19 protein-coding genes and 1 pseudogene are annotated in these 21,458 nt (G+C 71.6%); 10 read left to right on the forward strand and 10 right to left on the reverse strand.

Annotated features, from left to right (window positions below; translation table 11 throughout):
* The 3 genes from M2271_RS33740 to M2271_RS33750 all read right to left on the reverse strand — a co-directional run.
* Positions 1 to 635: IPT/TIG domain-containing protein (locus M2271_RS33740; protein ID WP_280891225.1), on the reverse strand; the 635-nt coding region annotated here is incomplete at its 3' end.
* A gap of 167 nt (positions 636 to 802) precedes the next feature.
* Entirely contained in the window at positions 803 to 1,549 is a 747-nt protein-coding gene (locus M2271_RS33745) for an IPT/TIG domain-containing protein (RefSeq protein WP_280891226.1), read from the reverse strand.
* A gap of 922 nt (positions 1,550 to 2,471) precedes the next feature.
* The gene (locus M2271_RS33750) at positions 2,472 to 3,407 is read right to left on the reverse strand and encodes a cyclase family protein (protein WP_280891227.1); all 936 of its coding nucleotides are present in this window, start codon (positions 3,405 to 3,407) and stop codon (positions 2,472 to 2,474) included.
* A gap of 82 nt (positions 3,408 to 3,489) precedes the next feature.
* Between M2271_RS33750 and M2271_RS33755 the strand changes: the two genes are divergently transcribed.
* The 3 genes from M2271_RS33755 (at position 3,490) to M2271_RS33765 (ending at position 6,852) form a co-directional block, all read left to right on the forward strand.
* On the forward strand, positions 3,490 to 4,404 hold the full coding sequence (locus M2271_RS33755; protein ID WP_280891228.1) for an SDR family NAD(P)-dependent oxidoreductase: 915 nt from the start codon (positions 3,490 to 3,492) through the stop codon (positions 4,402 to 4,404).
* Positions 4,405 to 4,654: 250 nt separating this feature from the next.
* On the forward strand, positions 4,655 to 5,803 hold the full coding sequence (locus M2271_RS33760; RefSeq protein ID WP_280891229.1) for an acyl-CoA dehydrogenase family protein: 1,149 nt from the start codon (positions 4,655 to 4,657) through the stop codon (positions 5,801 to 5,803).
* On the forward strand, positions 5,803 to 6,852 hold the full coding sequence (locus M2271_RS33765; RefSeq protein ID WP_280891230.1) for a Zn-dependent alcohol dehydrogenase: 1,050 nt from the start codon (positions 5,803 to 5,805) through the stop codon (positions 6,850 to 6,852). The genes M2271_RS33760 and M2271_RS33765 overlap by 1 nt, the downstream gene beginning before the upstream one ends.
* Positions 6,853 to 6,986: 134 nt before the next feature.
* Here the strand turns inward: M2271_RS33765 and M2271_RS33770 are convergent, their stop codons facing one another.
* Positions 6,987 to 7,751, reverse strand: a complete 765-nt coding sequence (locus tag M2271_RS33770) for a helix-turn-helix domain-containing protein (RefSeq protein WP_280891231.1) — start codon at positions 7,749 to 7,751, stop codon at positions 6,987 to 6,989.
* 71 nt (positions 7,752 to 7,822) lie between these two features.
* Here M2271_RS33770 and M2271_RS33775 point away from each other — a divergent pair, with 71 nt between their 5' ends.
* Positions 7,823 to 9,154 carry an MFS transporter gene (locus tag M2271_RS33775; protein ID WP_280891232.1) on the forward strand — a complete coding sequence of 444 codons (1,332 nt, stop codon included), beginning with the start codon at positions 7,823 to 7,825 and terminating at the stop codon, positions 9,152 to 9,154.
* 44 nt (positions 9,155 to 9,198) lie between these two features.
* Here the strand turns inward: M2271_RS33775 and M2271_RS33780 are convergent, their stop codons facing one another.
* The 4 genes from M2271_RS33780 to M2271_RS33795 form a co-directional block, all read right to left on the reverse strand.
* Positions 9,199 to 9,807: a flavin reductase family protein gene (locus M2271_RS33780; RefSeq protein WP_280891316.1), complete on the reverse strand. Its 609-nt coding sequence runs from the start codon at positions 9,805 to 9,807 to the stop codon at positions 9,199 to 9,201.
* 74 nt (positions 9,808 to 9,881) lie between these two features.
* A complete protein-coding gene (locus tag M2271_RS33785) occupies positions 9,882 to 10,709 on the reverse strand; it encodes an enoyl-CoA hydratase-related protein (RefSeq protein WP_280891233.1) in 828 nt (275 codons plus the stop codon).
* A gap of 19 nt (positions 10,710 to 10,728) precedes the next feature.
* Positions 10,729 to 12,954, reverse strand: coding sequence for an acetate--CoA ligase family protein (locus tag M2271_RS33790; protein ID WP_280891234.1), 2,226 nt, complete (start codon positions 12,952 to 12,954; stop codon positions 10,729 to 10,731).
* Positions 12,955 to 13,124: 170 nt separating this feature from the next.
* Positions 13,125 to 14,333 (reverse strand): NAD(P)/FAD-dependent oxidoreductase, encoded by a 1,209-nt coding sequence (locus M2271_RS33795; RefSeq protein ID WP_280891235.1) that lies wholly within the window; start codon positions 14,331 to 14,333, stop codon positions 13,125 to 13,127.
* Positions 14,334 to 14,688: 355 nt separating this feature from the next.
* Here M2271_RS33795 and M2271_RS33800 point away from each other — a divergent pair, with 355 nt between their 5' ends.
* The 4 genes and pseudogenes from M2271_RS33800 to M2271_RS33815 all read left to right on the forward strand — a co-directional run bounded on the left by M2271_RS33800 (position 14,689) and on the right by M2271_RS33815 (position 17,463).
* On the forward strand, positions 14,689 to 15,138 hold the full coding sequence (locus tag M2271_RS33800) for a DoxX family membrane protein (protein ID WP_280891236.1): 450 nt from the start codon (positions 14,689 to 14,691) through the stop codon (positions 15,136 to 15,138).
* Positions 15,135 to 15,506: pseudogene (locus M2271_RS33805) on the forward strand (Zn-ribbon domain-containing OB-fold protein); the annotation flags it as partial. The gene M2271_RS33800 and the pseudogene M2271_RS33805, both read left to right, overlap by 4 nt.
* Before the next feature lie 281 nt (positions 15,507 to 15,787).
* Positions 15,788 to 16,432, forward strand: coding sequence for a GNAT family N-acetyltransferase (locus M2271_RS33810; protein ID WP_280891237.1), 645 nt, complete (start codon positions 15,788 to 15,790; stop codon positions 16,430 to 16,432).
* A gap of 68 nt (positions 16,433 to 16,500) precedes the next feature.
* Positions 16,501 to 17,463, forward strand: a complete 963-nt coding sequence (locus M2271_RS33815) for a GNAT family N-acetyltransferase (RefSeq protein WP_280891238.1) — start codon at positions 16,501 to 16,503, stop codon at positions 17,461 to 17,463.
* A 3-nt stretch (positions 17,464 to 17,466) separates the two neighbouring features.
* On the opposite strand, the gene M2271_RS33820 is transcribed toward M2271_RS33815, so the two are convergent.
* On the reverse strand, positions 17,467 to 17,946 hold the full coding sequence (locus M2271_RS33820) for a nitroreductase family deazaflavin-dependent oxidoreductase (RefSeq protein ID WP_280891239.1): 480 nt from the start codon (positions 17,944 to 17,946) through the stop codon (positions 17,467 to 17,469).
* The gene (locus tag M2271_RS33825) at positions 17,943 to 19,127 is read right to left on the reverse strand and encodes an acyl-CoA dehydrogenase family protein (protein ID WP_280891240.1); all 1,185 of its coding nucleotides are present in this window, start codon (positions 19,125 to 19,127) and stop codon (positions 17,943 to 17,945) included. Before M2271_RS33825 ends, M2271_RS33820 begins: the two co-directional genes overlap by 4 nt.
* 247 nt (positions 19,128 to 19,374) lie before the next feature.
* Between M2271_RS33825 and M2271_RS33830 the strand changes: the two genes are divergently transcribed.
* On the forward strand, positions 19,375 to 20,544 hold the full coding sequence (locus tag M2271_RS33830; RefSeq protein WP_280891241.1) for an acetyl-CoA acetyltransferase: 1,170 nt from the start codon (positions 19,375 to 19,377) through the stop codon (positions 20,542 to 20,544).
* 142 nt (positions 20,545 to 20,686) lie between these two features.
* A complete protein-coding gene (locus tag M2271_RS33835; RefSeq protein WP_280891242.1) occupies positions 20,687 to 21,358 on the forward strand; it encodes a pyridoxal 5'-phosphate synthase in 672 nt (223 codons plus the stop codon).
* Positions 21,359 to 21,458 lie beyond the last annotated feature (100 nt).

Below are 21,458 nucleotides of genomic sequence, written 5' to 3' on the forward strand. Positions count from 1 at the left end.
GTGAAAGAGGTCGCGGCGACCCCGCCGAAGCTGACCGCCGTCGCGCCGGTGAAGCCGGTACCCGTGAGGGTGACGGTGGTGCCGCCGGAGACCGGTCCCTGGGTGGGTGACAGGCCGGTGACGGAAGGGAACCCGAGGTAGGTGAACGTGAGGGCGTTGCTGGTGCCGCCGGGGGCGGTCACGGTGACGGCTGCGGTGCCGGCCGTGTGGGGCGGGGTGACCGCGGTGATCTGGGTGGCCGAGTTGACGGTGAAAGAGGTCGCGGCGACCCCGCCGAAGCTGACCGCCGTCGCGCCGGTGAAGCCGGTACCCGTGAGGGTGACGGTGGTGCCGCCGGAGACCGGGCCCTGAGCCGGCGTCAGACCGGTGAGGGACGGTGCCGGGACATAGGTGAAGAGCACCTGCGGGATGCTGGTGCCCTGATTGGTGGTGACAAGGACATACACCGAACCGGTGCCCGACGGACTGACCGCCGTGATCTGGGTGCTGCTGTCGACGGTGTACGAGGTGACGGGTTTGCCGCCGAAGCGGACGAGTGCCACTCCGGTGAAGCCGGTACCGGTCACGGTGACGGTGGTGCCGCCGGAGGCCGGTCCCGCGCTGGGACTGACCGAAGCGACCACAGGGGCGGACATTTCTGTACTCCTTCGGTAGGACACGCTCGTGATGCGAGTCGGGGCACTCCCGGTGATGCGGGTCGGGGCGCTCCCGGGCGACGGACGGCCCGTCGCCCGGGCGGCGTGTGGGGCCTGCCGCCCGGGCGCGGGTCAATGCCTCCGTCGCGCGAAGGCTGCCGGCTGGGTCAGATGCCGGGACCTGTGATGTAGGTGAAGCCGCCGACTGCGGTGGCCGACCCCGAGGGGTTGGTCACCACCACGTCGAACGCGCCCGCTGCGTGGGGCGGGGTGACCGCCGACAGCGTGGTGGCGTTGATCACCGAGAAGGGGGCGGCGACGCCGTCGAAGGTGACCGACTCGGTGCTGCTGAGGTTGGTCCCGGTGATGGTCACCGCCGTCCCGCCGGAGGTCGAGCCGGAGGTCGGGCTGATGGTCCCGATCGTCGGGTCGTCGATGTACGTGTATGTCAGGCCGTTGTTGGTGCCGCCGGCGGTGGTCACACTGACCCCCACCGATCCGGCCGCGGCGCCCGCCGGAACAACGACGGAGAGCTGACTGTCGCTGACCACGGTGGGGGTCGCGGGCGTTGCGCCGAAGGAGACGCTGGTGGCCGTGGAGAGGCCGGTGCCGTTGACGGTGATGGTGTTGCCGCCGACCAGTGGCCCGGAGCTGGTTCCGAGGGAACCCTTGAAGGGGGCTCCGACGTAGAAGAACGACACCGGGTTGCTGGTCCCGCCGGGCGTGGTCACGGTGACGCCCACCGTGCCGGTTCCGGAGGGGGAGACGGCGGTGACCTGCGTCGCCGTGACCTGAGTGATGCTGGTCGCCGACTTGCTGCCGAACTTCACGGCGCTGGTGTTGGACAGGTTCGTCCCCGTGATGGTGACCAGCGTTCCGCCACCGGTGGAACCCTGATTCGGAGAAATGGGCATGGGGCACTCCTCGCTGGTTGGTGGAGACTTGCGCGGAACCGGCAAAGGGCACCCGGCCACCGGCTGCCGCAGCTGCGGATCAGCCCTGCCGACAGGCAGGCCTGCTGCTCTCATCCCGGGTGATCGAGGAGCAGTCGGTGTTGTCGGACACGGGGCGAGGGAAGGGTCGTCCGCCTTCGCACACAGGGCGAGGGAAGAGTCGTCTGCTTCCGCACACAGGGCCGGAGGCACAGCAGCCTTCAGGCATCCCTGGGCACAGGGATAACCGGCAAGAGCTGCCCTTCTCAACGATGCCCCGGCACGGGATGGGCAGCCCGCCGGTTCGCACTCTCAGTGACTCATAGGTCCGATCGAGTGACAAGAGCCCTCAATGCTTGTCGCTCAAAAGAGTGACAAGTCGCTTGTTCGTCCTGGCCGGTGATGAGTGTCGAGATGTGGTCGAGAGGTCAAGGGCTCGACTCCAGGGCGGGAACTGGGGGCCGTGTCAGCCGGTGCCGCGGACGGCACCGGCTGAACGGGATCCGGATTCCCCACCGGGGGTGCCCATCGCGGTATGCCGACTGGTCACCCGGACTCTTCCGGAAAGCGCCGCGGGTGGGCCGACTGCCGCATCCCCCGGCGAGGGCGGGCAGCCCACCGGTCGGATCTGCTCCAGTTATTCATCGTGGCTATGCCAGCGGCAAGCCGCTCCCGACCGGCTCACACGAACGGCCCAACGCATCTTTCGTGTCGCCTCGTGTCTCCTCGTGTCCCCTCGTGTCCCCTCGCGTTCCGTCGGGTCGGCGAGCAACAAGCGGCGCATTCCGCCTGATCGCCGGCATCGTCGCCGGTGGCGCCGCCGCCGGCAGCCCCGTCACCGACAGCACGACCGATCAGTGCGCCCCGTCCGGCGCCGCCCCGGCTGCGGGGCAGTGACCGATCGTCAGAAGATGGCCACCGGCGCCACCGGAGTGCCCGTGGCGCCGACGAACGGCTCGGGCATCGCGGACAGCAGAAACGCGTAGCGGTTTTCTTGTCCACAGGCTGTGGACAACTTTTCCAGATTCCAGTTCTGGCCTTGCAACATGCCCATCTCCACGAGGTCGAGCGCGTGCACGGGCAGCCACAGATCCTCGATCTCGGGCGGGAAGATCTCGAAGGTGAGCGTGTCGTTGGCGACCGCGGCGACATCGCGCGCGTGGAACCACTCCGGGGTGCGGATCGACAACCCCGGCGACGGATAGCCGTACGCCTCCTTGTCGCCGGCCAGATACACCTGCACCTGGCCGGTCCGTACGAGCACGATGTCACCGGCGCGCACGCGGGTGCCCGCTAGTTCCTCGGCGGCTTCCAGGTCCTCCGGCGTGACGGCGTGCGCGCCGTCGAGACGGTCCCTGCCGTGCGCCCGGGCCACGTCGAGCAGTACCCCGCGCGAGATGATGTGCCGCGCCTTGTCGATGCCGCTGAACTCGGCGCCGCCGTGCGGGGTGATGCTGTCGGCGGGGCGGCCGTTGTAGAGCTTGCCCGAGTGTGAGACGTGGGGGAGCGCGTCCCAGTGGGTGGCTGCCTGGAGGCCCATGGTCACGGCGTCGTCGCTGCACGCCACCGATCCCGGGCCGAAGATCTCCTGGTTGATCTGCACCATGGCGTGCAGGGGGTTGACCCGGCCGGGGATCATCCCGGTCTGCACACCGTCCTGCCGGAGGGGAAGCGCGAGCGGGACACGACGGCCCGTGCGGACCTCCGCCGCCGCCCGTTGCACCACCTCGTCGGTGATCAGGTTGAGGGTGCCGATCTCGTCGTCCACCCCCCAACGGCCCCAGTTGTTCACGCGCTTGGCGATGTCGTGGAACGCGGGATGGAGCGTGGGTGACGACATCCGTCCTCCCGGGGGCTTGTCTCCGACTGTCCGACAGAGCAAAAATCTAACGGACCGTCAGAAACCGCGGGAAGGGGCCGGCGTGGGGAACTTCTTGGCAGGCAAGGTGATCGCCGTGACAGGCGCCGGGCGGGGCATCGGCCGGGCGGTGGCGCGCGCGGCCGCCGCCGAGGGCGCTCGGGTCGTCGTCAACGACTACGGGGTCTCCGTCGACGGCGCCTCGCCGACCAGCTCGGTCGCCGAGGCCGTGGTCAAGGAGATCGAGGCGGCGGGCGGGGAAGCGGTCCCGGTGGCCGACGACGTGTCGACCATGGCGGGCGGTCAGCGGATCGTCGACGTGGCGCTGTCGTCGTACGGACGGCTCGACGGTGTCGTGTGCGTGGCCGGGATCCTGCGCGAGCGGATGCTGTTCAACATGTCCGAGGAGGAGTGGGATCCGGTCGTGGCGACCCATCTCAAGGGCACGTTCACGGTGTTCCGGGCGGCGGCCGCGGTGATGCGGCAGCAGCGGACGGGGACCTTGATCGGGTTCACCAGCGGAAACCATCAGGGGTCCGTCTCCCAGGCCAACTACAGCGCGGCGAAGGGCGGGATCATCTCGCTGGTGCGGAGTGCGGCGCTGGGGCTGCACAAGTACGGGGTGACCGCCAACGCGGTGGCCCCGGTCGCCCGTACGCGGATGTCGGCGAACGTTCCCATGGAGCTGGCGGAGATCGGGGAGCCGGAGGACGTGGCGGCTCTGGTCGTCTATCTGCTGTCGGAGCGGGCCCGGGAGCAGGAAATCACCGGGCAGGTGTACACCATCGCGGGGCCGAAGATCGCGGTGTGGGCGCAGCCCAGGGAAGTGCGTTCGGCCTATGCGGAGGGGGCCGCCTGGACGCCGGAGCGGATCGCGGAGTTCCTGCCGGGGTCGGTCGGGGTCGACCCCATGCCGATGTTGGAGCGGCTCGCGGGGATGGAGAGGGCGGCGCGGGACGGGAACCGGCCGAACGCCTAGCGGCCCGCGGCGCAGCTGCCTGGGGCGCAGCTGCCGGGGGCGCGTGTTCTTAGGCGGGTGCGTGTGATTCGGGGGGTGGGTGTTCTTCGGCGGGTGCTTGTCCGTTGGCAAGTGCGGGTCCGTTGTGGCTGGGCGGGCCGTCGCGGCGGAGCCGCACATCGATACAGCCCCGTGCCCCTGGGGTGCCTGGAGCGCCTGGGGACTTGGGGACCTGGGGTGTTGGATGCGTCCGGTGTCGAGAGGAGACCCTGTGGACTTCGGGTTCAGTGTCGAGGACGATGCGTTCCGGGCGGAAGCCCGGGCGTGGCTGGCCGAACACACCCGTGCTGAACAGGACCGCCGTACCTGGGAACACACCCTCGGCAAAGCCGGGTGGATCGGGCTCGGCTGGCCCGAGTCGGGCTACGGCAATCGCAGCGCCGGTCTCACCCGACAGGTCGTCTGGGCTGAGGAGTACGCGCGGTCGGGGGCGCCCCCGCGGTCCGGTCACATCGGGGAGAACCTGCTCGCGCCGACTCTCCTCGCCCACGGGACGCAGGAGCAGAAGGCGCGTTTCCTGCCGCCGATCGCCGCCGGTGACGAGCTCTGGTGTCAGGGGTACAGCGAGCCGAACGCCGGGTCCGATCTGGCCGGTGTGCGGACCGCGGCCGTGCGTGAGGGGGCGTGTTATCGCGTCACGGGGCAGAAGATCTGGACCTCGCTGGCCCATGAGGCGGACTGGTGTTTCGTGCTCGCGCGGACGGAGACCGGCTCGCGTCGGCACCACGGGCTGAGCTTCCTCCTGGTCCCCATGGACCAGCCGGGGCGCATAGAGGTGCGGCCCATCCGGCAGATGACCGGGACCAGCGAGTTCAACGAGGTTTTCTTCGACGGGGCACGCGCGCGTGCGGAGCATCTCGTCGGGGGCGAGGGCGAGGGCTGGAAGGTCGCGATGAGCCTGCTCGGCTTCGAGCGGGGGGTGTCCACGTTGGCCCAGCAGATCGGCTTCGCCCAGGAGCTGGGGAGGGTGGTGCGCGCGGCTGCGGAGACGGGGGCTCTCGCCGATCCCGTCGTACGGGAACGGCTCGTCCGGCAGTGGGCCGAGCTGCGGGTGATGCGGTGGAACGCTCTACGGACTCTCGGGAGTTCGGGCGACGCGGGCGCGCCCAGCGTGGCCAAGCTGTTGTGGGCCGGTTGGCATCAGCGGCTGGGAGAGCTGGCGATGCTGGTGCGGGGCGCGGAGGCGGCCGTAGGGCCTGCGCCGTGGGCGGCCGCGGAGCCGTACCGACTCGACGCCCTGCAACACCTGTTCCTCTTCTCCCGGGCCGACACCCTCTACGGCGGCTCGGACCAGGTTCAGCGCACGATCATCGCCGAGCGGGTGCTCGGCCTGCCCAGGGAACCCAAGGGGGTCGTCTGATGCGAGGCGTGCTGTTCGACGGCAAGCGGACCGAGGTCGTGGACGATCTGGAGGTGCGGGATCCCGGGCCCGGGGAGGTGCAGGTCGCGATCTCGGCGGCCGGGTTGTGCCACAGCGACCTGTCTGTGGTGGACGGGACCATACCTTTCCCTGTTCCCGTGGTGCTCGGCCATGAGGGGGCGGGTGTGGTGGAGGCAGTGGGGGCGGGTGTCTCGCATGTGCGGCCCGGCGACCACGTGGCCCTGTCCACGCTCGCCAACTGCGGGACGTGCGCGGAGTGCGACCGTGGGCGGCCGACGATGTGCCGGCAGGCGATCGGGCGGCCCGGGCGGCCGTTCACGCGGAACGGGCGGCCTGTGTTCCAGTTCGCGTCCAACTCGGCCTTCGCGGAACGGACCGTGGTGAAGGCCGTCCAGGCGGTCCGCGTTCCGAAGGACATCCCGTTGCCGTCGGCCGCGCTCATCGGGTGCGGGGTGCTGACCGGGGTGGGCGCCGTGCTCAACCGGGCGAAGGTCGACCGCGGGGACAGTGTGCTGGTGATCGGCACGGGCGGGATCGGGCTCAACGTCCTCCAGGGGGCGCGGATCGCGGGGGCGCTGCGGATCGTGGCGGTGGACGCCAATCCCGCGAAGGAGGCGGTGGCCCGGCAGTTCGGGGCGACGCACTTCCTGACCTCCATGGAGGGCGTGCGGGACGTCCTGCCGACCGGGGCGGACCACGCCTTCGAGTGTGTCGGGCGCATCGAGTTGATCCGGGCCGCGATCGACTCGTTGGACCGGCACGGCCAGGCAATCCTGCTGGGTGTTCCGTCGGCGAAGGCCGAGGCGTCCTTCCTCGTCTCCTCCCTGTTCCTGGACAAGTCGATCCTCGGCTGCCGCTACGGCTCCTCCCGCCCGCAACGGGACATCATGCTGTACGCCGCGCTCTACCGGGAAGGACGGCTGCTGCTCGACGAGTTGGTGACCGAGACCTACCCGGTCGAGGACTTCGAGAAGGCGGTGGCGGACGCGGAGGCGGGGCGGGTGGCGCGCGGGGTGCTCACCTTCTGAAAGGGAGGGGTGCTGACTTCGCGAGGCCCTGCTCAAGGTGGCGGCGCCGTCCACGGCGGGTCGTGGCCGGGGTGGGCGTGACGCTGACGCTGACCTTGATCGGGTGGTGGGGCGAGGCTCGACGCGGTGACTGTTCAGCTCAGGGCGCCGACCGCGCCGTGGCGCTCGGTACCGCCGCTTCCGCCCCAGCCGCTTCCCACCCAGCCGCTTCCCACCTCGTTGCCTCCGGCCCGGAAGGTGCGTCGATACGCGGTCGGAGTGACGCCGAGGACCGCCTGTAGGTGCTGCCGCATCGACTGGGCGGTGCCGAAGCCGGCATCGCGGGCCACCTGGTCGACGGACAGGCCGGTGGACTCCAGCAGGTGCCGGGCCCGTTCCACTCGCTGCTGGGTGAGCCACTGGCCCGGGCTGACGCCGACCTCCTCGCGGAAACGGCGGGTGAAGGTGCGTACGGACATGGCTTCCTGCTCGGCCATATGGGCCCAGTGCGTGGTGGCGGGGCGGCCGTCGAGGAGGCCGGCGGCGGCCAGGACGTAGACGCCGGTGCAGATGGAGGCGAGCCGGGTGCCGGGGCGGATGCGCGTGAGAGCGGCGGCCAGTTCGCCGGTCAGGACGCCCTGCTCGATGACCGGGCCGAGTTCGTACGACGTCGGGATGATCACGGTGTCGGCGGTGGCCAGGGCCTCGGGGCCGTGGGCGACGTGGAGGGTGAAGTCGGCGTCGGTCCCGACCGGGCCCGGCGGCCGGACCGAGCAGGTGACCACGTCGTACAGATGACGTCCCCGGGCGTCCTTGGGGCGGCCGAAGATGCGGTGCGGGATGCCCAGCTCGAAGGGGAGCAGACCATCGAGGGCCAGCACGACGACGCGATGGGGGCGGAAGCCCGGCTCACGACTCATGGCCCGATCCTAGCGAACACTGTCCTACGGGCCAGTGGCTCGGAACGCGGACAGGCCGGAAGCTCTATGTCGTGACTCAGACAACTGACGCCGCCACCGTTCAGGAGCCCCGGGCGGGCCGGCGCCCTCGCATCCACCGTGCCTGGTTCGTCGCCGCCGTCACCTTCGTGACGATCATCGGCGCCGCCGCCTTCCGCTCGCTGCCCGGACTGCTCATCGACCCTCTGCATGCCGAATTCGACTGGTCGCGTGGCACCATCGGCGCGGCCGTCTCCGTCAACCTCGCGCTGTACGGGCTGACCGCGCCCTTCGCGGCCGCGCTGATGGACCGCTTCGGCATCCGGCGGGTGGTCGCCGTCGCGCTGACCGTGATCGCGGCCGGCGCGGGCCTGACGGTGTTCATGACAGCGCCCTGGCAACTGCTCCTGTGCTGGGGTCTGCTGGTCGGCCTGGGCTCCGGCTCGATGGCGCTGGCCTTCGCCGCCACCGTCACCAACCGCTGGTTCACCGAACGGCGCGGCCTGGTCACCGGCATCCTCACCGCCGCCTCGGCCTCCGGCCAGCTGATCTTCCTGCCGCTCCTGTCCTGGATGGTGGAGGAGCACGACTGGCGCCCGGCCGCCCTCACGGTCGCCCTCGCCGCCCTCGCGGTCGTCCCCTTCGTCTGGCTGCTGCTGCGCGACCACCCGGCCGACGTGGGCCTGAAGCCGTACGGCGCCCAGGAGTTCGTCCCCAAGCCCGAGCCGGTTCCGGGTGCCGCCCGACGCGCGGTCACCGTGCTGTTCAAGGCCGCCCTCCCCCACTCTCGGCTGCGCTCGAGCGGGGGGACCCCCATCGGCCCCTTCTGGCTGCTCGCCGGTACCTTCGCGATCTGCGGGGCCTCCACCAACGGCCTGGTGCAGACCCACTTCGTGCCCGCGGCCCACGACCACGGCATGCCCGCCACGGCGGCGGCCTCGCTGCTCGCGGTCATCGGTGTGTTCGACGTGGTCGGCACGGTGGCCTCCGGCTGGTTCACCGACCGCTTCGAAGCGCGTCGGCTGCTGGCCGTGTACTACGCCCTGAGGGGTGTCTCGCTGCTCTTCCTCCCGATGCTGCTGGCCTCGTCGGTCCACCCGCCGATGCTGTTCTTCATCGTCTTCTACGGCCTCGACTGGGTTGCCACCGTCCCGCCGACCGTGGCCCTGTGTCGCGAGCACTACGGCGAGGACAGCGCGATCGTCTTCGGCTGGGTCCTGGCCTCCCACCAGGTGGGCGCCGCGCTGGTGGCCTTCCTCGGCGGTGTCGCGCGGGACGCCTTCGGGACGTACGACATGGTCTGGTACGCGTCGGGAGCGCTGTGCGCGGCGGCGGCGTTGATGGCGTTGGTGATCCGACGGAGGCCGGTGGTGCCGGTGGTCTAGCTGTCCTGGTGTCTTACTGTCCGGATGTCCAGCTGTCGAGATGTCTAGAGGAAGTGCCCCTTGTGGAACAGCAAAGGGGCCGCGTCCTCGCCGTCGCCCGTGTCCAGGGCGTCCACCCGTCCCACCACGATGAGGTGGTCGCCCCCGGTGTGCACCGCGTGGATCGTGCAGTCGATCCACGCGAGTGTGCCGGCGAGACGGGGGGAGCCGGAGACGGGGGACGGGTCGTGGGTGACGCCCGCGAACTTGTCCGCGCCGCGCACGGCGAAGGAGCGGCACAGCTCGCCCTGGCCGGCGCTCAGGATGTTCACGCAGAAGACCCCGGCGCGGGCGATGCGCGGCCAGCTGGTCGACGTACGGCCGACCATGAAGGCGACGAGGGGCGGGTCGAGGGAGAGGGAGGAGAAGGACTGGCAGGCGAAGCCGGCGGGGGCGGTGTCGGGATCGGGGGCGGGAGCCGTGACAACGGTCACGCCGGACGCGAAGTTCCCGAGCACGCGCCGGAAGTCGCTCTGGTCGACGGGCACTCGTTCGTTCTCCCGCACACACCGCAGCTCCGGCCGCGGCAACGCCTCGACGGGGCGCGCGAACGGCGCGGTCCCGGTCGACCTGAGGTAGCGGACGGCGGCTTCGGCCATCCCGGCTTGTCCCATCATGTCTTGCATTAAAGCTGACGATATGTCAGATAGGAAGGCCGGCGCAGGCCTGACGAGAGACCTGCGCGGGTCTAACGCCCCCCGTACTCCGGGCTTCTGCGCTCCACGAAGCTCCGTACGCCCTCCTGCGCGTCCGCCGTCGTCATGTTGATCTCCTGTGCGGCGGCCTCGGCGGCGAAGGCGGCGGTGCGGTCGGTGTCGAGGGAGGCGTTGACGAGCTGCTTGGTGAGGGCGAGGGCGCGGGTCGGCCCGGCGGCGAGGCGTGCGGCCCACTCGCGGGCCGTCTTGTCCAACTCCGCGTCCGGTACGACGCGGTTGACGAGGCCGAGGCGTTCGGCGTCCGTCGCGGTGAGCGCGTCGCCGAAGAACATCAGCTCCTTCGCCCGCTGCGGTCCGACGAGCCGGGGCAGGAGATACGCTCCGCCGCCGTCCGGCACGAGCCCTCGCCGGACGAACACCTCGATGAACCTGGCGGTCTCCGCGGCGAGTACGAGGTCGCAGGCGAGGGCGAGATGCGCGCCGAGGCCGGCCGCGGTGCCGTTCACGGCCGCGATGACGGGTTTCTCGCAGTCGAGGACGGCGGCGATGAGGCGTTGGGCGCCGGTGCGGAGGGTGCGGGCGACGTCGCCGGCGGTTCGCTGCCCGGTCGTCGCGGCTCCGCGCAGGTCCGCCCCGGCGCAGAAGCCGCGGCCCGTGCCCGTGATCACCACCGCCCGTACGTCCGGGTCGGCGGAGGCTTCCGACAGTAGCTGAATGATGCGTTCCCGCTGGTCAGGAGTGAGGGCGTTGAGGGCTTCGGGCCGGTTGAGGGTGATGCGGCAGACCTGATTGTCAGTGGTGTGCCGTATCAATGACTCAACGGAAATTTCGGGCTCTCGGGGGGAATCGGGCGTGTTCATCTCAGTAGGAGTGTTCATCTCAGCGGCACACCGCCAACGCGTCCAGCGCCACCGCGCCCTGCCCCTGCGGCAGCACCATCAGCGGATTGATGTCGAGCTCCGCGAGGTCGTCCCCGAGTTCCAGGGCCATGCGCTGCACCCGCAGCACGACTTCGACCAGCGCGTCGAGATCGGCCGGGGGGCGCCCCCGGACCCCGTCGAGGAGGGCCCGCCCGCGCAGTTCGGCGCACATGTCCCGGGCCTGTTCCTCCGCGAAGGGCGGCACGCGTACGGCGGTGTCCCGCAGCACCTCGACGAGCACCCCGCCGAGCCCGACGGTCACGGTCGGCCCGAACAACTCGTCGTGGGTGACGCCGACGACCATCTCGACGCCCCGTTCGACCATCTGGCACACGAGGACGCCGTCCAGCGGGACGTCTTCGTAGCGGGCGATGTCGGTCAACTCCCGGTAGGCGTCCCGGACCTGGCTGGCCGAGGTCAGCCCGATCTTCACCAGTCCGAGCTCGGTCTTGTGGGCGATCCGCGCGCCGGACGCCTTCATCACCACGGGGTAGCCGACCAGTCCCGCCGCGCGCACGGCCGCCGCCGCGCTGGTCACCAACTGCTCACGCGGTACGCGAATGCCGTACGCCCGCAGCAGCTGCTTCGCCGCGTGCTCGCTCAGCTGCTGTCCTGGTCGCATCAGTGCCTGCGCCTTGCGGAAGGACGGCGAGGGGGTGCGGGGCGCGGAGTCGAAGGGGGAGCGGTAGCCGCTGACGAAGCGGTGGTGGTCGAGGTAGGCGCGGACGGCGGTGATGCAGTTCGCGACGGTGCGGAAGGTGGCCACGCGGGAGGAGCCGAGCAGGACCTCGCGGTACGCCCGCTCGGTGCCGACCGGGGAGCCCCACACCACGCACACCAGCTTGTCCGTCCGCTCGGCCGCGTCCACCAGATCCTGGACGAGCTTGTCGCTGAGGGGCGGGAAGGGTCCGGTGATCGGACAGATCAGCACCCCGACCTCGGGGTCGTCGAGGATCGCGTCGATGATCTTCCGCCCGCGCCAGTCGCCGACCGGGTGACCCCCGTTGTCGACGGGGTTGGCCACGCTGAGGTACTCGGGTATCCACTGGTGCAGCTCGGCCTGCCTGGCGTCCGACAGCCGCGGCAGGCTCAGGCGCGCCTCGGTGGCCAGGTCGGCGAAGTGGGCGCCCGTGCCGCCCGAGATCGAATAGACGACGACCCCGTCGGCGTGGGGCGGCCGGGCACGGGCCAGCAGGGTGGCGGTGTCCTGGAGTTCGTCCAGGCCGTCGACGCGGATCACCCCGTACTGCCGCATCGCCGCGTCCACCACCGCGTCGGCGCCGGTCAGCTTGCCGGTGTGTGAGGCGGCCGTGCGGGCGCCGGTCTCGGTGCGGCCCACCTTGACCGCGACCACGGGCACCTTGCGGCGGGCGGCCCGGTCGGCGGCGAGCAGGAAGGAGCGGCCGTCCTTGAGTCCCTCGACGTAGCAGGCGATGGCGCCGACCTCGGGCCGCTCGGCGAAGTAGGAGAGGAAGTCCGAGGTCTCCAGGTCGGCTTCGTTGCCGGTGGGCGCCCAGTGAGAAAGACGGATGCCGAGTTCCTGGAGGGCGAAGACCGGGCGGCCCTGATGGCCGGACTGGGTGATGAGGGCGATGGCCGGGCCGTCCAGGTCGTCCCGGAACTCCTCGAAGGCGTTGAGGTTGGTGTTGGGGCCGAGCAGCCGCATCCCGGACCGCGCGACGGCGGTGGCGAGCCGGGCCTGGGCGGCCGCGCCCTCCTCGCCCGTCTCGGCGAACCCGGAGGCGAAGACGACCGCGAACTTCACCTTGGCCTCGGCCAGTTCCTCGATCACGGGAAGGGGGTCGGCGACCAGCAGCACGGCGAGGTCGACCTGCTCGGGCAGGTCGGCGACGGAGGGGGAGCAGGCGATGCCGAAGACGGACGGACGGGTGGGATGCACCGGATGCAGCCGGGCGCCCACCCGCTCGGACCAGGCGAGCAACTGCCGGGTGACGCCGGTGTTCGGTCGGCCCTCGGCGTCCGAGGCGCCGATCACCGCCACCGACTCGGGCCGGAAGAAACGGTCCAGATCGGGGGTGGCGGCGTACAGGGTCCGGCCGCTGACGTCGAGGTCGTCCACCTCGGCGGGCCGGCCGTGTACGGCGGGCCCGGGTTGCTCGCCGCACGCGATGATCCGGGCCCGGCGGGAGTCGGTGGTGAGGGTGCCGTGGGTTGATCCAAGCATCGGTCCGCCCGCTCCTTTGTGACTGCCCAGTAAACTGACGCACTGTCAGATTACAGAACTGGCGGGATGTCAGGAATGGCCCTGCACGCAAAGGATGGCCGGTTCGCGTGACCGGTAGGGCGTACCCCGCCTGACCGGCAGGGCGTGAAGGTGTCCACGTCGGGCGCGTCTCAGGCGGGGAGCCGGGAGACCTGGCAGCCGGTGTCCTTGGCGATGGCCTTCGCGATCTTCTCGGCGTCGGCGGCCAGTTCGCGGAAGGTGCCGCTGATGGGGGTGACGAAGCCGGTGAAGTAGAGGCCGGGCGCGTTCTTCGGGGTACGGGCGCCGTTGACGACGGGCATGCCGTGCGCGCCGAGGACGTCGAGGTGGCCGACCAGGTCGTCCAGGGCGCGGGTGTAGCCGGTGGCGGCGATGACGGCGTCCGGGGAGATGGGACCGCCGCCGGCGAGGACCACCTTGCCGTCCTCGAAGCTCTCGACGGCGGACACGACCTCGACCCTGCCCCTGCGCACGGCGTCGATCAGGCCGACGTCCTGGACGGGGATCGCGCCCTCCTCGACCACGCGGCTGTAGAGGCCGGTGTCCGGACGGGGCAGGCCCTGCGCGGAGAGGTCCGGCACGCTCAGCTTGGCGAGCGGCACGGCGAGCCGGTCGACGAGCCGGACCGGCAGGCGGCGGACGAGGATGGCCGTCTGCTGGGCGGACCACCCGGCGGTGGAACGCCGGCAGATGTGCGGGGCCGTGCGGACCGACAGCCGCACCCGCGCGGCGCCGCCCTCCACCAGGTCGACGGCGATCTCGGCGCCGGTGTTGCCGACACCGACGACCAGGACGTCACGGTCGGCGAAGGGCTTCGCGTTGCGGTAGTCGCCGGCGTGCAGGAACTCGCCGCTGTAGGTGGCGCGACCGGGCCAGTCCGGTATGCGCGGGGTGTGGTTGTAGCCCGTGGCGACGACCACCGCGGCGCCGGTCAGTTCGCGGCCGCCGGTGGCGTGCAGCAGCCAGCCGGTGCCGTCGGCGGTGCCCTCGACGCGGGAGACCTCCACGCCGGTGACGACCTCCAGCTCGTGGTACTCGGCGTACTTCTCCAGATAGCGCACCACGTCGTCGCGGGCGACCCAGCGTCCGAACCGGCGCGGCATCGGCAGCCCGGGCAGGGCCGAGAGCCGGCGGGTGGTGTGCAGGTGCAGCCGGTCGTAGTGGCGCCGCCAGGACGCCCCGACGTGGTCGGACCTCTCCAGCACGACGGCACGCAGCCCTTTGGCGCGCAGGGCGTACGCGGTGGCGAGTCCGCCGGGGCCGCCGCCGATGACGTACACGGGGCGTTCTGCGTGATGCGTCGGCTCCGCCGGGTGCGCGGACACTGTCGAGTCGGCCATGTGCGCGAGCGTAATCCCGGGGGTGATTGATGGGTCTCGGTCAAGACCGGAATTGGTTGCGGATTGATCACGCTTGTAGGAGCAGTGGGTGGGGCTCGTGGCGTAGGACGCCTGGTTGTGTGGGGAATGGGTGGGCGGGCTTCTCGTATTCGGCTCGCATTCGGGTCCGCAGGCGGGCTCGCATTCGGGTCCGCATGCGGCTCGGATGCGCTTCTCGTGCGGTTCGCCTGCGCCTTGCCTGGTGCCTCGCCTGGTGGCTCGCCTGCACTTCGCCCGCGCCTTGCCTGTCACCTCGCCTGCACCTCTCGTGACCGTGGGGTTCCCGAGGGCGACTATCTGACGTACCGTCAGATCCGTGGATACGATCGGGCTCACCGGGGAGCAGTGGCTGGCCGTACTGCGCATAGGACTCGGGCTGTGGTGGTGGGAGAGCTGGCGGCACAAGGACAAGAAGACGTGGTTCGAGGGCGGCGGGATCACCTGGGCGGCCGACATCGCCGCCAAACACCGGTGGACCGCGGTGCGCAGCGGCTTCGACATGGTCGTCACTCCGCGCCCGCGGACGATGGCGTACGTCGTCGCCTACGCCGAACTCGCCCTGGGGCTCGGACTGGTCCTCGGCTTCCTGACTCCGGTCGCCCTCGTCGGCGGACTGCTGCTCAACGTCCTCTACTTCGTGCTCATGATCCATGACTGGGCCGAGCAGGGGCAGAACTCGATGATGGCGCTCATCTCGCTGGTGGCCCTGTTCGGGATGTCGTGGCAGGACTGGTCGGTGGACGCGGCGTCGGGGCTCTTCCAGTGAGCGCCTCGGACGTGCGCCACGACCTCCCCGAGCCGGACGCCTTCACCCGCACCTACTGGGACGCCGCCGCGCAGGGCCGGTTGCTGCTCAGGCGCTGTGGGGCGTGCGGGCGGGCCCATCACTACCCGCGCGAGTTCTGCCCGCACTGCTGGAGCGACGACGTCGTCTGGGAGGCGGCGAGCGGCCGGGCCACGCTCTACACCTGGTCCGTCGTCCACCGTAACGACCTGCCGCCCTTCGGCGGTCGCACTCCGTACGTCGCCGCCGTGGTCGACCTCGCCGAGGGGCCGCGGATGATGACCGAGGTCGTGGAGTGCGCCCACGAGGAACTGCGGGCCGGGATGGAACTGGAGGTCGCCTTCCGCGACGGGACGACCGGGGCGACCGGGGCGACCGGGGCGGCTGAGGCGGCTGGGACGATCCGGGTGACCGGGGCGGCTGAGATGACGGGTACGACCGGGACGACCGGGACGGCAGTGCGGGACGGGAGTGCCGGTCGGGAGGAGGCGCCAGCCGAGGTGTCCGGGGTCGTCTCCCGCGGCGGCATCTCGGTCGTCCGCGTCGTCCCCGTCGTTCCCGTCGCCCCCGTCGTCCTCGGCATCCCCGTATTCCGCCCGCGTCGGTGACGATGGCCAGGTTGAATTACCTGATGGCCGACGTCGACGATCAGTACAGCGCCCGCCGGCGCCCGTACTCCTTCCCCTTCCCGTTTCCCTTCCCCGAGCTGAGCGGCCACGGACTGCGTCTGCGCCCCTGGGACGCGGACTCCGAGGCCGACGTGGCGACCTGGTTGCGCGGGTTCACCGACCCCGAGTTCCAGCGCTGGAACACACCGATCAGGCCGGTCACCGACGCCGACAGCGCACGTGAGTCGCTGCGCTCCAAGGCCGTCCAGGCGGCGGACGGCAGCTCGGCGTCGTACTGCGTGACGGACGCCCGCACCGGTACGGTCCTCGGGCACATCGGCGTCAACGCCATCCACCCCGACCTGCGCTACGCCCGCGTCGGCTACTGGGTGCTTCCCGAGGCGCGTGGCCGCAGGGTCGCCACCCGCGCCCTGGCCCTCGCCGTCCACTGGGCCCACACCGAGCTGGGCATGCACCGCCTCGAACTCGACCACGCCGTCGGCCACGACGCCTCCTGCCGCATAGCCGAGCGGTGCGGTTTCCGGTTCGAGGGGATCCTGCGGGGCGCGATATTCGAGGCGGGGCGGCAGGACGCGTTCCGGGACACGCACCTGCACGCCCGCCTGGCGACGGACCCGGAGCCGGATCTGTCCCAGGGCTCGTCCTGAAGCAGCGGGGTGGGCCACCCACCGAAAAACCGCAGGCGTTGACCGTCCCCCGCACGTGACCATGAGGCATGCGCCCCGACAACTGGCACCGCACCGAAGACCTGCCCCGCTTCCTCGACCGCGCCGGGGACTTCCTGCGCTCCCGGCCCGCCCCGCACACCATCCCGCTGTCGGTGACCGAGACGCTGCGCAGGCGCGGGCCGCGGGCCTACGGCGACGAGCAACCCGTCTACGGCACCCTGGAGCGGGACGGCACCGTGCACGCGGTCTACCTCCAGACCCCGCCCCACCGGCTCAACCTCACCCCCCTGACCCCCGAGGAGGCCGACTCCCTCGCCGCTCACCTGGCCGGACTCGGCGTCCCGGTCCCCGGTGCCGGCGCGGACCGCGAGACCGTGGAGTCCTTCGCCGCCGCCTGGCAGGCCCGCACGGGCGCCACGCCCACCCTCCACCAGCGCCAACGCCTCTACCGTCTCGGCACGTTGACCGTGCCGGAGCCGGCCCCGCCGGGCCGGGCCCGGATCGCCGTCGAGTCCGACCGGGCCCAACTGGCCACGTGGTACGACGAGTTCGCCGAGGCCGTGGGCGACCCCGCCACCGGCGCAGGTGTCTGGGCCGACGCCCGCATCGCCTACGGCGGCGTCACTCTCTGGGAGACCCCGGACGGCACCCCCGTCGCCATGGCCGGAGTGACCCCGCCGGTCGCCGGCCAGGTCCGGGTCGCCCCCGTCTACACCCCCGCCCACCTGCGCGGCCGGGGCTACGCCGGTGCCGTGACCGCCGAGGTCAGCCGGGCGGCGCGGGACGCGGGCGCGGACGAGGTGCTGCTCTTCACCGACCTGGCGAACCCGACCAGCAACAGGTTGTACCAGCGCATCGGATACCGACCCGTCACCGACTTCGCGGCGTACGACTTCGCGGCGTACGACGTCGCGGAGAACGACGTCTCGGAGGTTCCCGCCGCGGAGAATGACGCCGCGGAGAACGGCGTAACGGAGAACGGCGTCTCGCAGAACCGAGTCACCGAGTAGCCCCTACCGTCGTTCGGCCCTCGCGATCCTGAAGAGCCGTATCTCCCGCTCAACCCGTGCCTGATACGCGGCGTACGGCGGCCAGAAGGCCAGCGCGGCCTTCCAGACGGCCGCCCGTTCGTCTCCCTCCAGCAGCCGGGCCGTGACGGGGATGTCCAGGCCCTTCCAGCTGATCGTGGCGTCCGGGTGGGCGAGGAGGTTGGCGGTCCAGGCGGGGTGACCGGTCCGGCCGAAGTTGGAGCCGACCAGAATCCAGCTCGCGCCGCCCTCCTCGGGCATACAGGCCAGCGGGGTACGCCGGGGCTGTCCGGTCCGTGCGCCGGTCGAGGTCAGGATCACGCCCGGGAGCAGCCGGGCGCTGAGGAGCACCTTGCCCCGGGTGAGCCGGTGGACGGCCCGGTCCAGGGCGGGGATCACATGGGGGGCGACCTTGGCGAACCCCGGGGTCGAGGACACCTTCTGGATCACTCGTACGCCGATCACATGGTCACCTCCTGCCCGGCGAACAGCCGGGCCGTCTCGGCGGCGTGCGCCCGCAGCCGGTGCACCGGGCCGAAGAGCAGTTCGTCGCCGGAGGCCCGCTTGAAGTACAGGTGCACCTCGTGCTCCCAGGTGAACCCGACGCCGCCGTGCAACTGGATCCCCTCGGCGGCGGCACGGCGCAACGCCTCCAGGGCCTGCGCGAGGGCGAGACCTCCGACGCGCTCCCCGTGGACGGTCGCCCACGCCCCGTAGTACGCCGCCGAGCGGGCCGCCTGCACCTGGACGTACACGTCCGCGAGCCGGTGCTTCACCGCCTGGAAGGACCCGATCGCCCGCCCGAACTGCTCCCGCTGCCCGACGTACTCGACGGTCCGGCCGAGCACCTGGCCGGCGGCCCCGACGGCCTCGCAGGCGAGAAGGACGGCGACCGTGTCCCCCACACCGGCGAGGGAGCCCAGGACATCCGCGTCCTCGTCGCCCAGCAACTCGGCCCGCACGTCCCGGAGCTGGAGCCGCGCCTGCGGCCGGGTCGCGTCCAGTGCGGTCTGCCGTACGCGGACGAGGCCCTCCGCGTCCCCGGGCACGAGGAAGAGCAGGGTCCGCGAGCGGGCGAATCCCCCGGCGTGGGCGGCGAGCAGCAGCAGCCCCGCGCTGTGCCCGTCGAGGACCTGGTCGACCTGCCCGTACAGCCGCCACCCCTCGCCCGTCCGACGGGCCTGCACCCCGCCCGCGCGCCCGCCGCCGGCCCACTCGCCGCCGTTGTCGCCGGTCAGCGCGAGGGCGGTGGCGAGACGGGGGCCGGGCACGGCGAGGGCGGCGGTGAGGCCGCCGGACGCGATACGGGGCAGCAGTTCCGTCCGCTGCGGGGCCGTCCCCAGGGACAGCAGCAGGGGGGCGGCGAGGCCGGCCGTGGCGAGCAGCGGGGAGGGGGCGAGGAAGCGGCCCGTCTCCTCGCAGGCGAGGGCGAGGTCGGTCACCGAGCCGCCGACACCGCCGTACGCCTCCGGGAGCGCGAGCCCGGGCAGGCCGAGCTGTTCGGCGAGGGCGCTCCACAGGGCGGGATCGTGCCCGGCCGGGGTGTCTACGGCGGCGCGTACCTCCGCCGGGCCGCTGCGCTTGCGGAGCAGTTCGCGCAGGGTGCGGCGGATCTCGTCCTGCTCGGCGGTGAAGTCGGTGTCCATGGGCCCCTTCTCCGCTGGACGCTGAACGCTGGTGGACGCTGAACGTTGGACGCCAGACGTTGGATCTGACGGTTCGTCATATTAGGGCTGCAGGGCGGGGATGCCCAGACCTGGGGCGCCCAGACCTGGGGCGCCCAGACCTGGGGCGCCCAGACCTGGGACGCCCGGACTTGCGACGCCCGGACCCGGGGCGCCCGGACCTACAACACCTGCCGCCCGACACCAGATCTGATGTACCGTCAGATCCATGACGCGCCTCCGGAAAGTCGCGATCGTCGGTGTCTCCCTCTCCGACTGCGGCCGCGTGGACGACGCGACCCCGTACGCGCTGCACGCCCAGGCCGCCCGCCGTGCCCTTGCCGACGCGGGCCTGGACCGCGCGGTGGTCGACGGCTTCGCCTCGGCGGGCACCGGCACCCTCGCACCCGTCGAGGTCGCCGAGTACCTGGGACTGCGCCCCACCTGGGTCGACTCCACCTCCGTCGGCGGCTCCACCTGGGAGGTCATGGCGGCGCACGCGGCGGACGCGATCGCCGCCGGCCACGCGAACGCGGTGCTGCTGGCCTACGGCTCCACGGCCCGCGCGGACATCAAGGCGGGACGCAGAACCGGCAATCTCTCCTTCGGTGCGCGCGGCCCGCTCCAGTTCGAGGTGCCGTACGGCCACACGCTGATCGCCAAGTACGCCATGGCCGCCCGTCGGCACATGGCCGAACACGGCACGACTGTCGAGCAGTTGGCGGAGGTGGCGGTGCAGGCCCGCGCCAACGCCGCGCTGAATCCCGAGGCGATGGTCCGCGAGCCGATCACGGTGGACGACGTCCTGTCCGGCCCGATGATCGCCGACCCCTTCACCAAGCTGCACTGCTGCCTGCGTTCCGACGGCGGCGCGGCGGTGCTGCTGGCGGCCGAGGAGTACGTACGGGACTGCCGTACGGCCCCCGTGTGGATCCTCGGCACCGGCGAGCACGTCTCGCACGCCGCCATGTCCGAGTGGCCCGACTTCACCGTCTCCCCGGCGGCGGTGAGCGGCCGGCTCGCCTTCGAGCGGGCCGGGGTACGGCCGGCGGAGGTCGACTTCGCGGAGATCTACGACGCGTTCACCTATATGACGCTGGTCACCCTCGAAGACCTCGGCTTCTGCGCGAAGGGCGAGGGCGGGGCGTTCGTGGAGAAGGGCCGGCTGAAGGTGGAGGGCGGGGAACTGCCCGTGAACACGGACGGGGGCGGACTGTCGGCCCAACACCCCGGGATGCGGGGGTTGTTCCTGCTGGTGGAGGCGGTACGGCAGCTGCGAGGGGAGGCAGGGGAGCGGCAGGTCCGGGGGCGGGGAGGAGAGTTGCCTCGACTGGGAGTGGCTTCCGGTACGGGTGGCTGGTTCTGCTCGGCGGGGACGGTGGTGTTGGGGCGGGGGTGAGAACGGATCGTCCGAATGCGGCACGAGAGACGGGTGGTGTCGTCGGATCCTGGAAGGGGCCGGTCGGCAGGCGCGTTCGGCAGGGCCGGTCGGTAGGGCCGGTCGGTAGGGTCCGAGCCGCTCGACACGTGACAATCGGGGCATGGGAACGGATCTTCATGAGCTGCTGAGGTCACTGCGGGTGTGGGACCCGGAGGTGACCACGCTGCCGTCCTTCGACCCGGACACCGCTCCGGACGACCCCGTCCCCCTCTTCACTGCCTGGTTCGCCCAGGCCGTCGCGGCGGGACAGGGCGAGCCGCACACCATGTCCCTCGCCACGGCCGACGAGGAGGGCCGGCCGGACGTACGGATCGTCATGCTGCACGGCGCCGACGTGGACGGCTGGTCCTTCGCGACCCACGCGACCAGCCGCAAGGGCGGGCACCTGGCGGCCCGCCCGTACGCCGCCCTCAGCTTCTACTGGCCCGTCCTGGGCCGCCAGGTACGGGTCCGGGGCCCGGTCACCGCCGCCCCGTCCGAGGAGGGCCGGGCGGATCTGCGGGCCCGCTCCACCGGATTACTGGCGGCCGCCCTCACCGGTCGGCAGAGCGAGGACCTCACGTCCCTCGACGAGCTGGCGCAGACCTCGCAGGCCGCGTGGGAACGGGCTCAGCACGAGCCGGAGGCTCCGGTGCCGACCTGGACGCTGTACCGCCTGCGCCCGGAGGAGGTGGAGTTCTTCCAGGGGGACGAGCGGCGGCGGCATGTACGGCTGATGTACCGGCGGGGGGAGGGGAGCGAGAGCTGGGGCAAGGGGTTGCTCTGGCCCTGAGCACCGACGGCTGAAGCTTGGCCGGCCGCTGCACCAGCAGGAACGCGCCCGACCGCGCCCGACTGGCCGGGCGGTGGGCCACCCGGGTGCGCTCCCTGAC

The sequence above is a fragment of the Streptomyces sp. LBL genome, assembly GCF_029893585.1.
Taxonomy (GTDB): domain Bacteria; phylum Actinomycetota; class Actinomycetes; order Streptomycetales; family Streptomycetaceae; genus Streptomyces.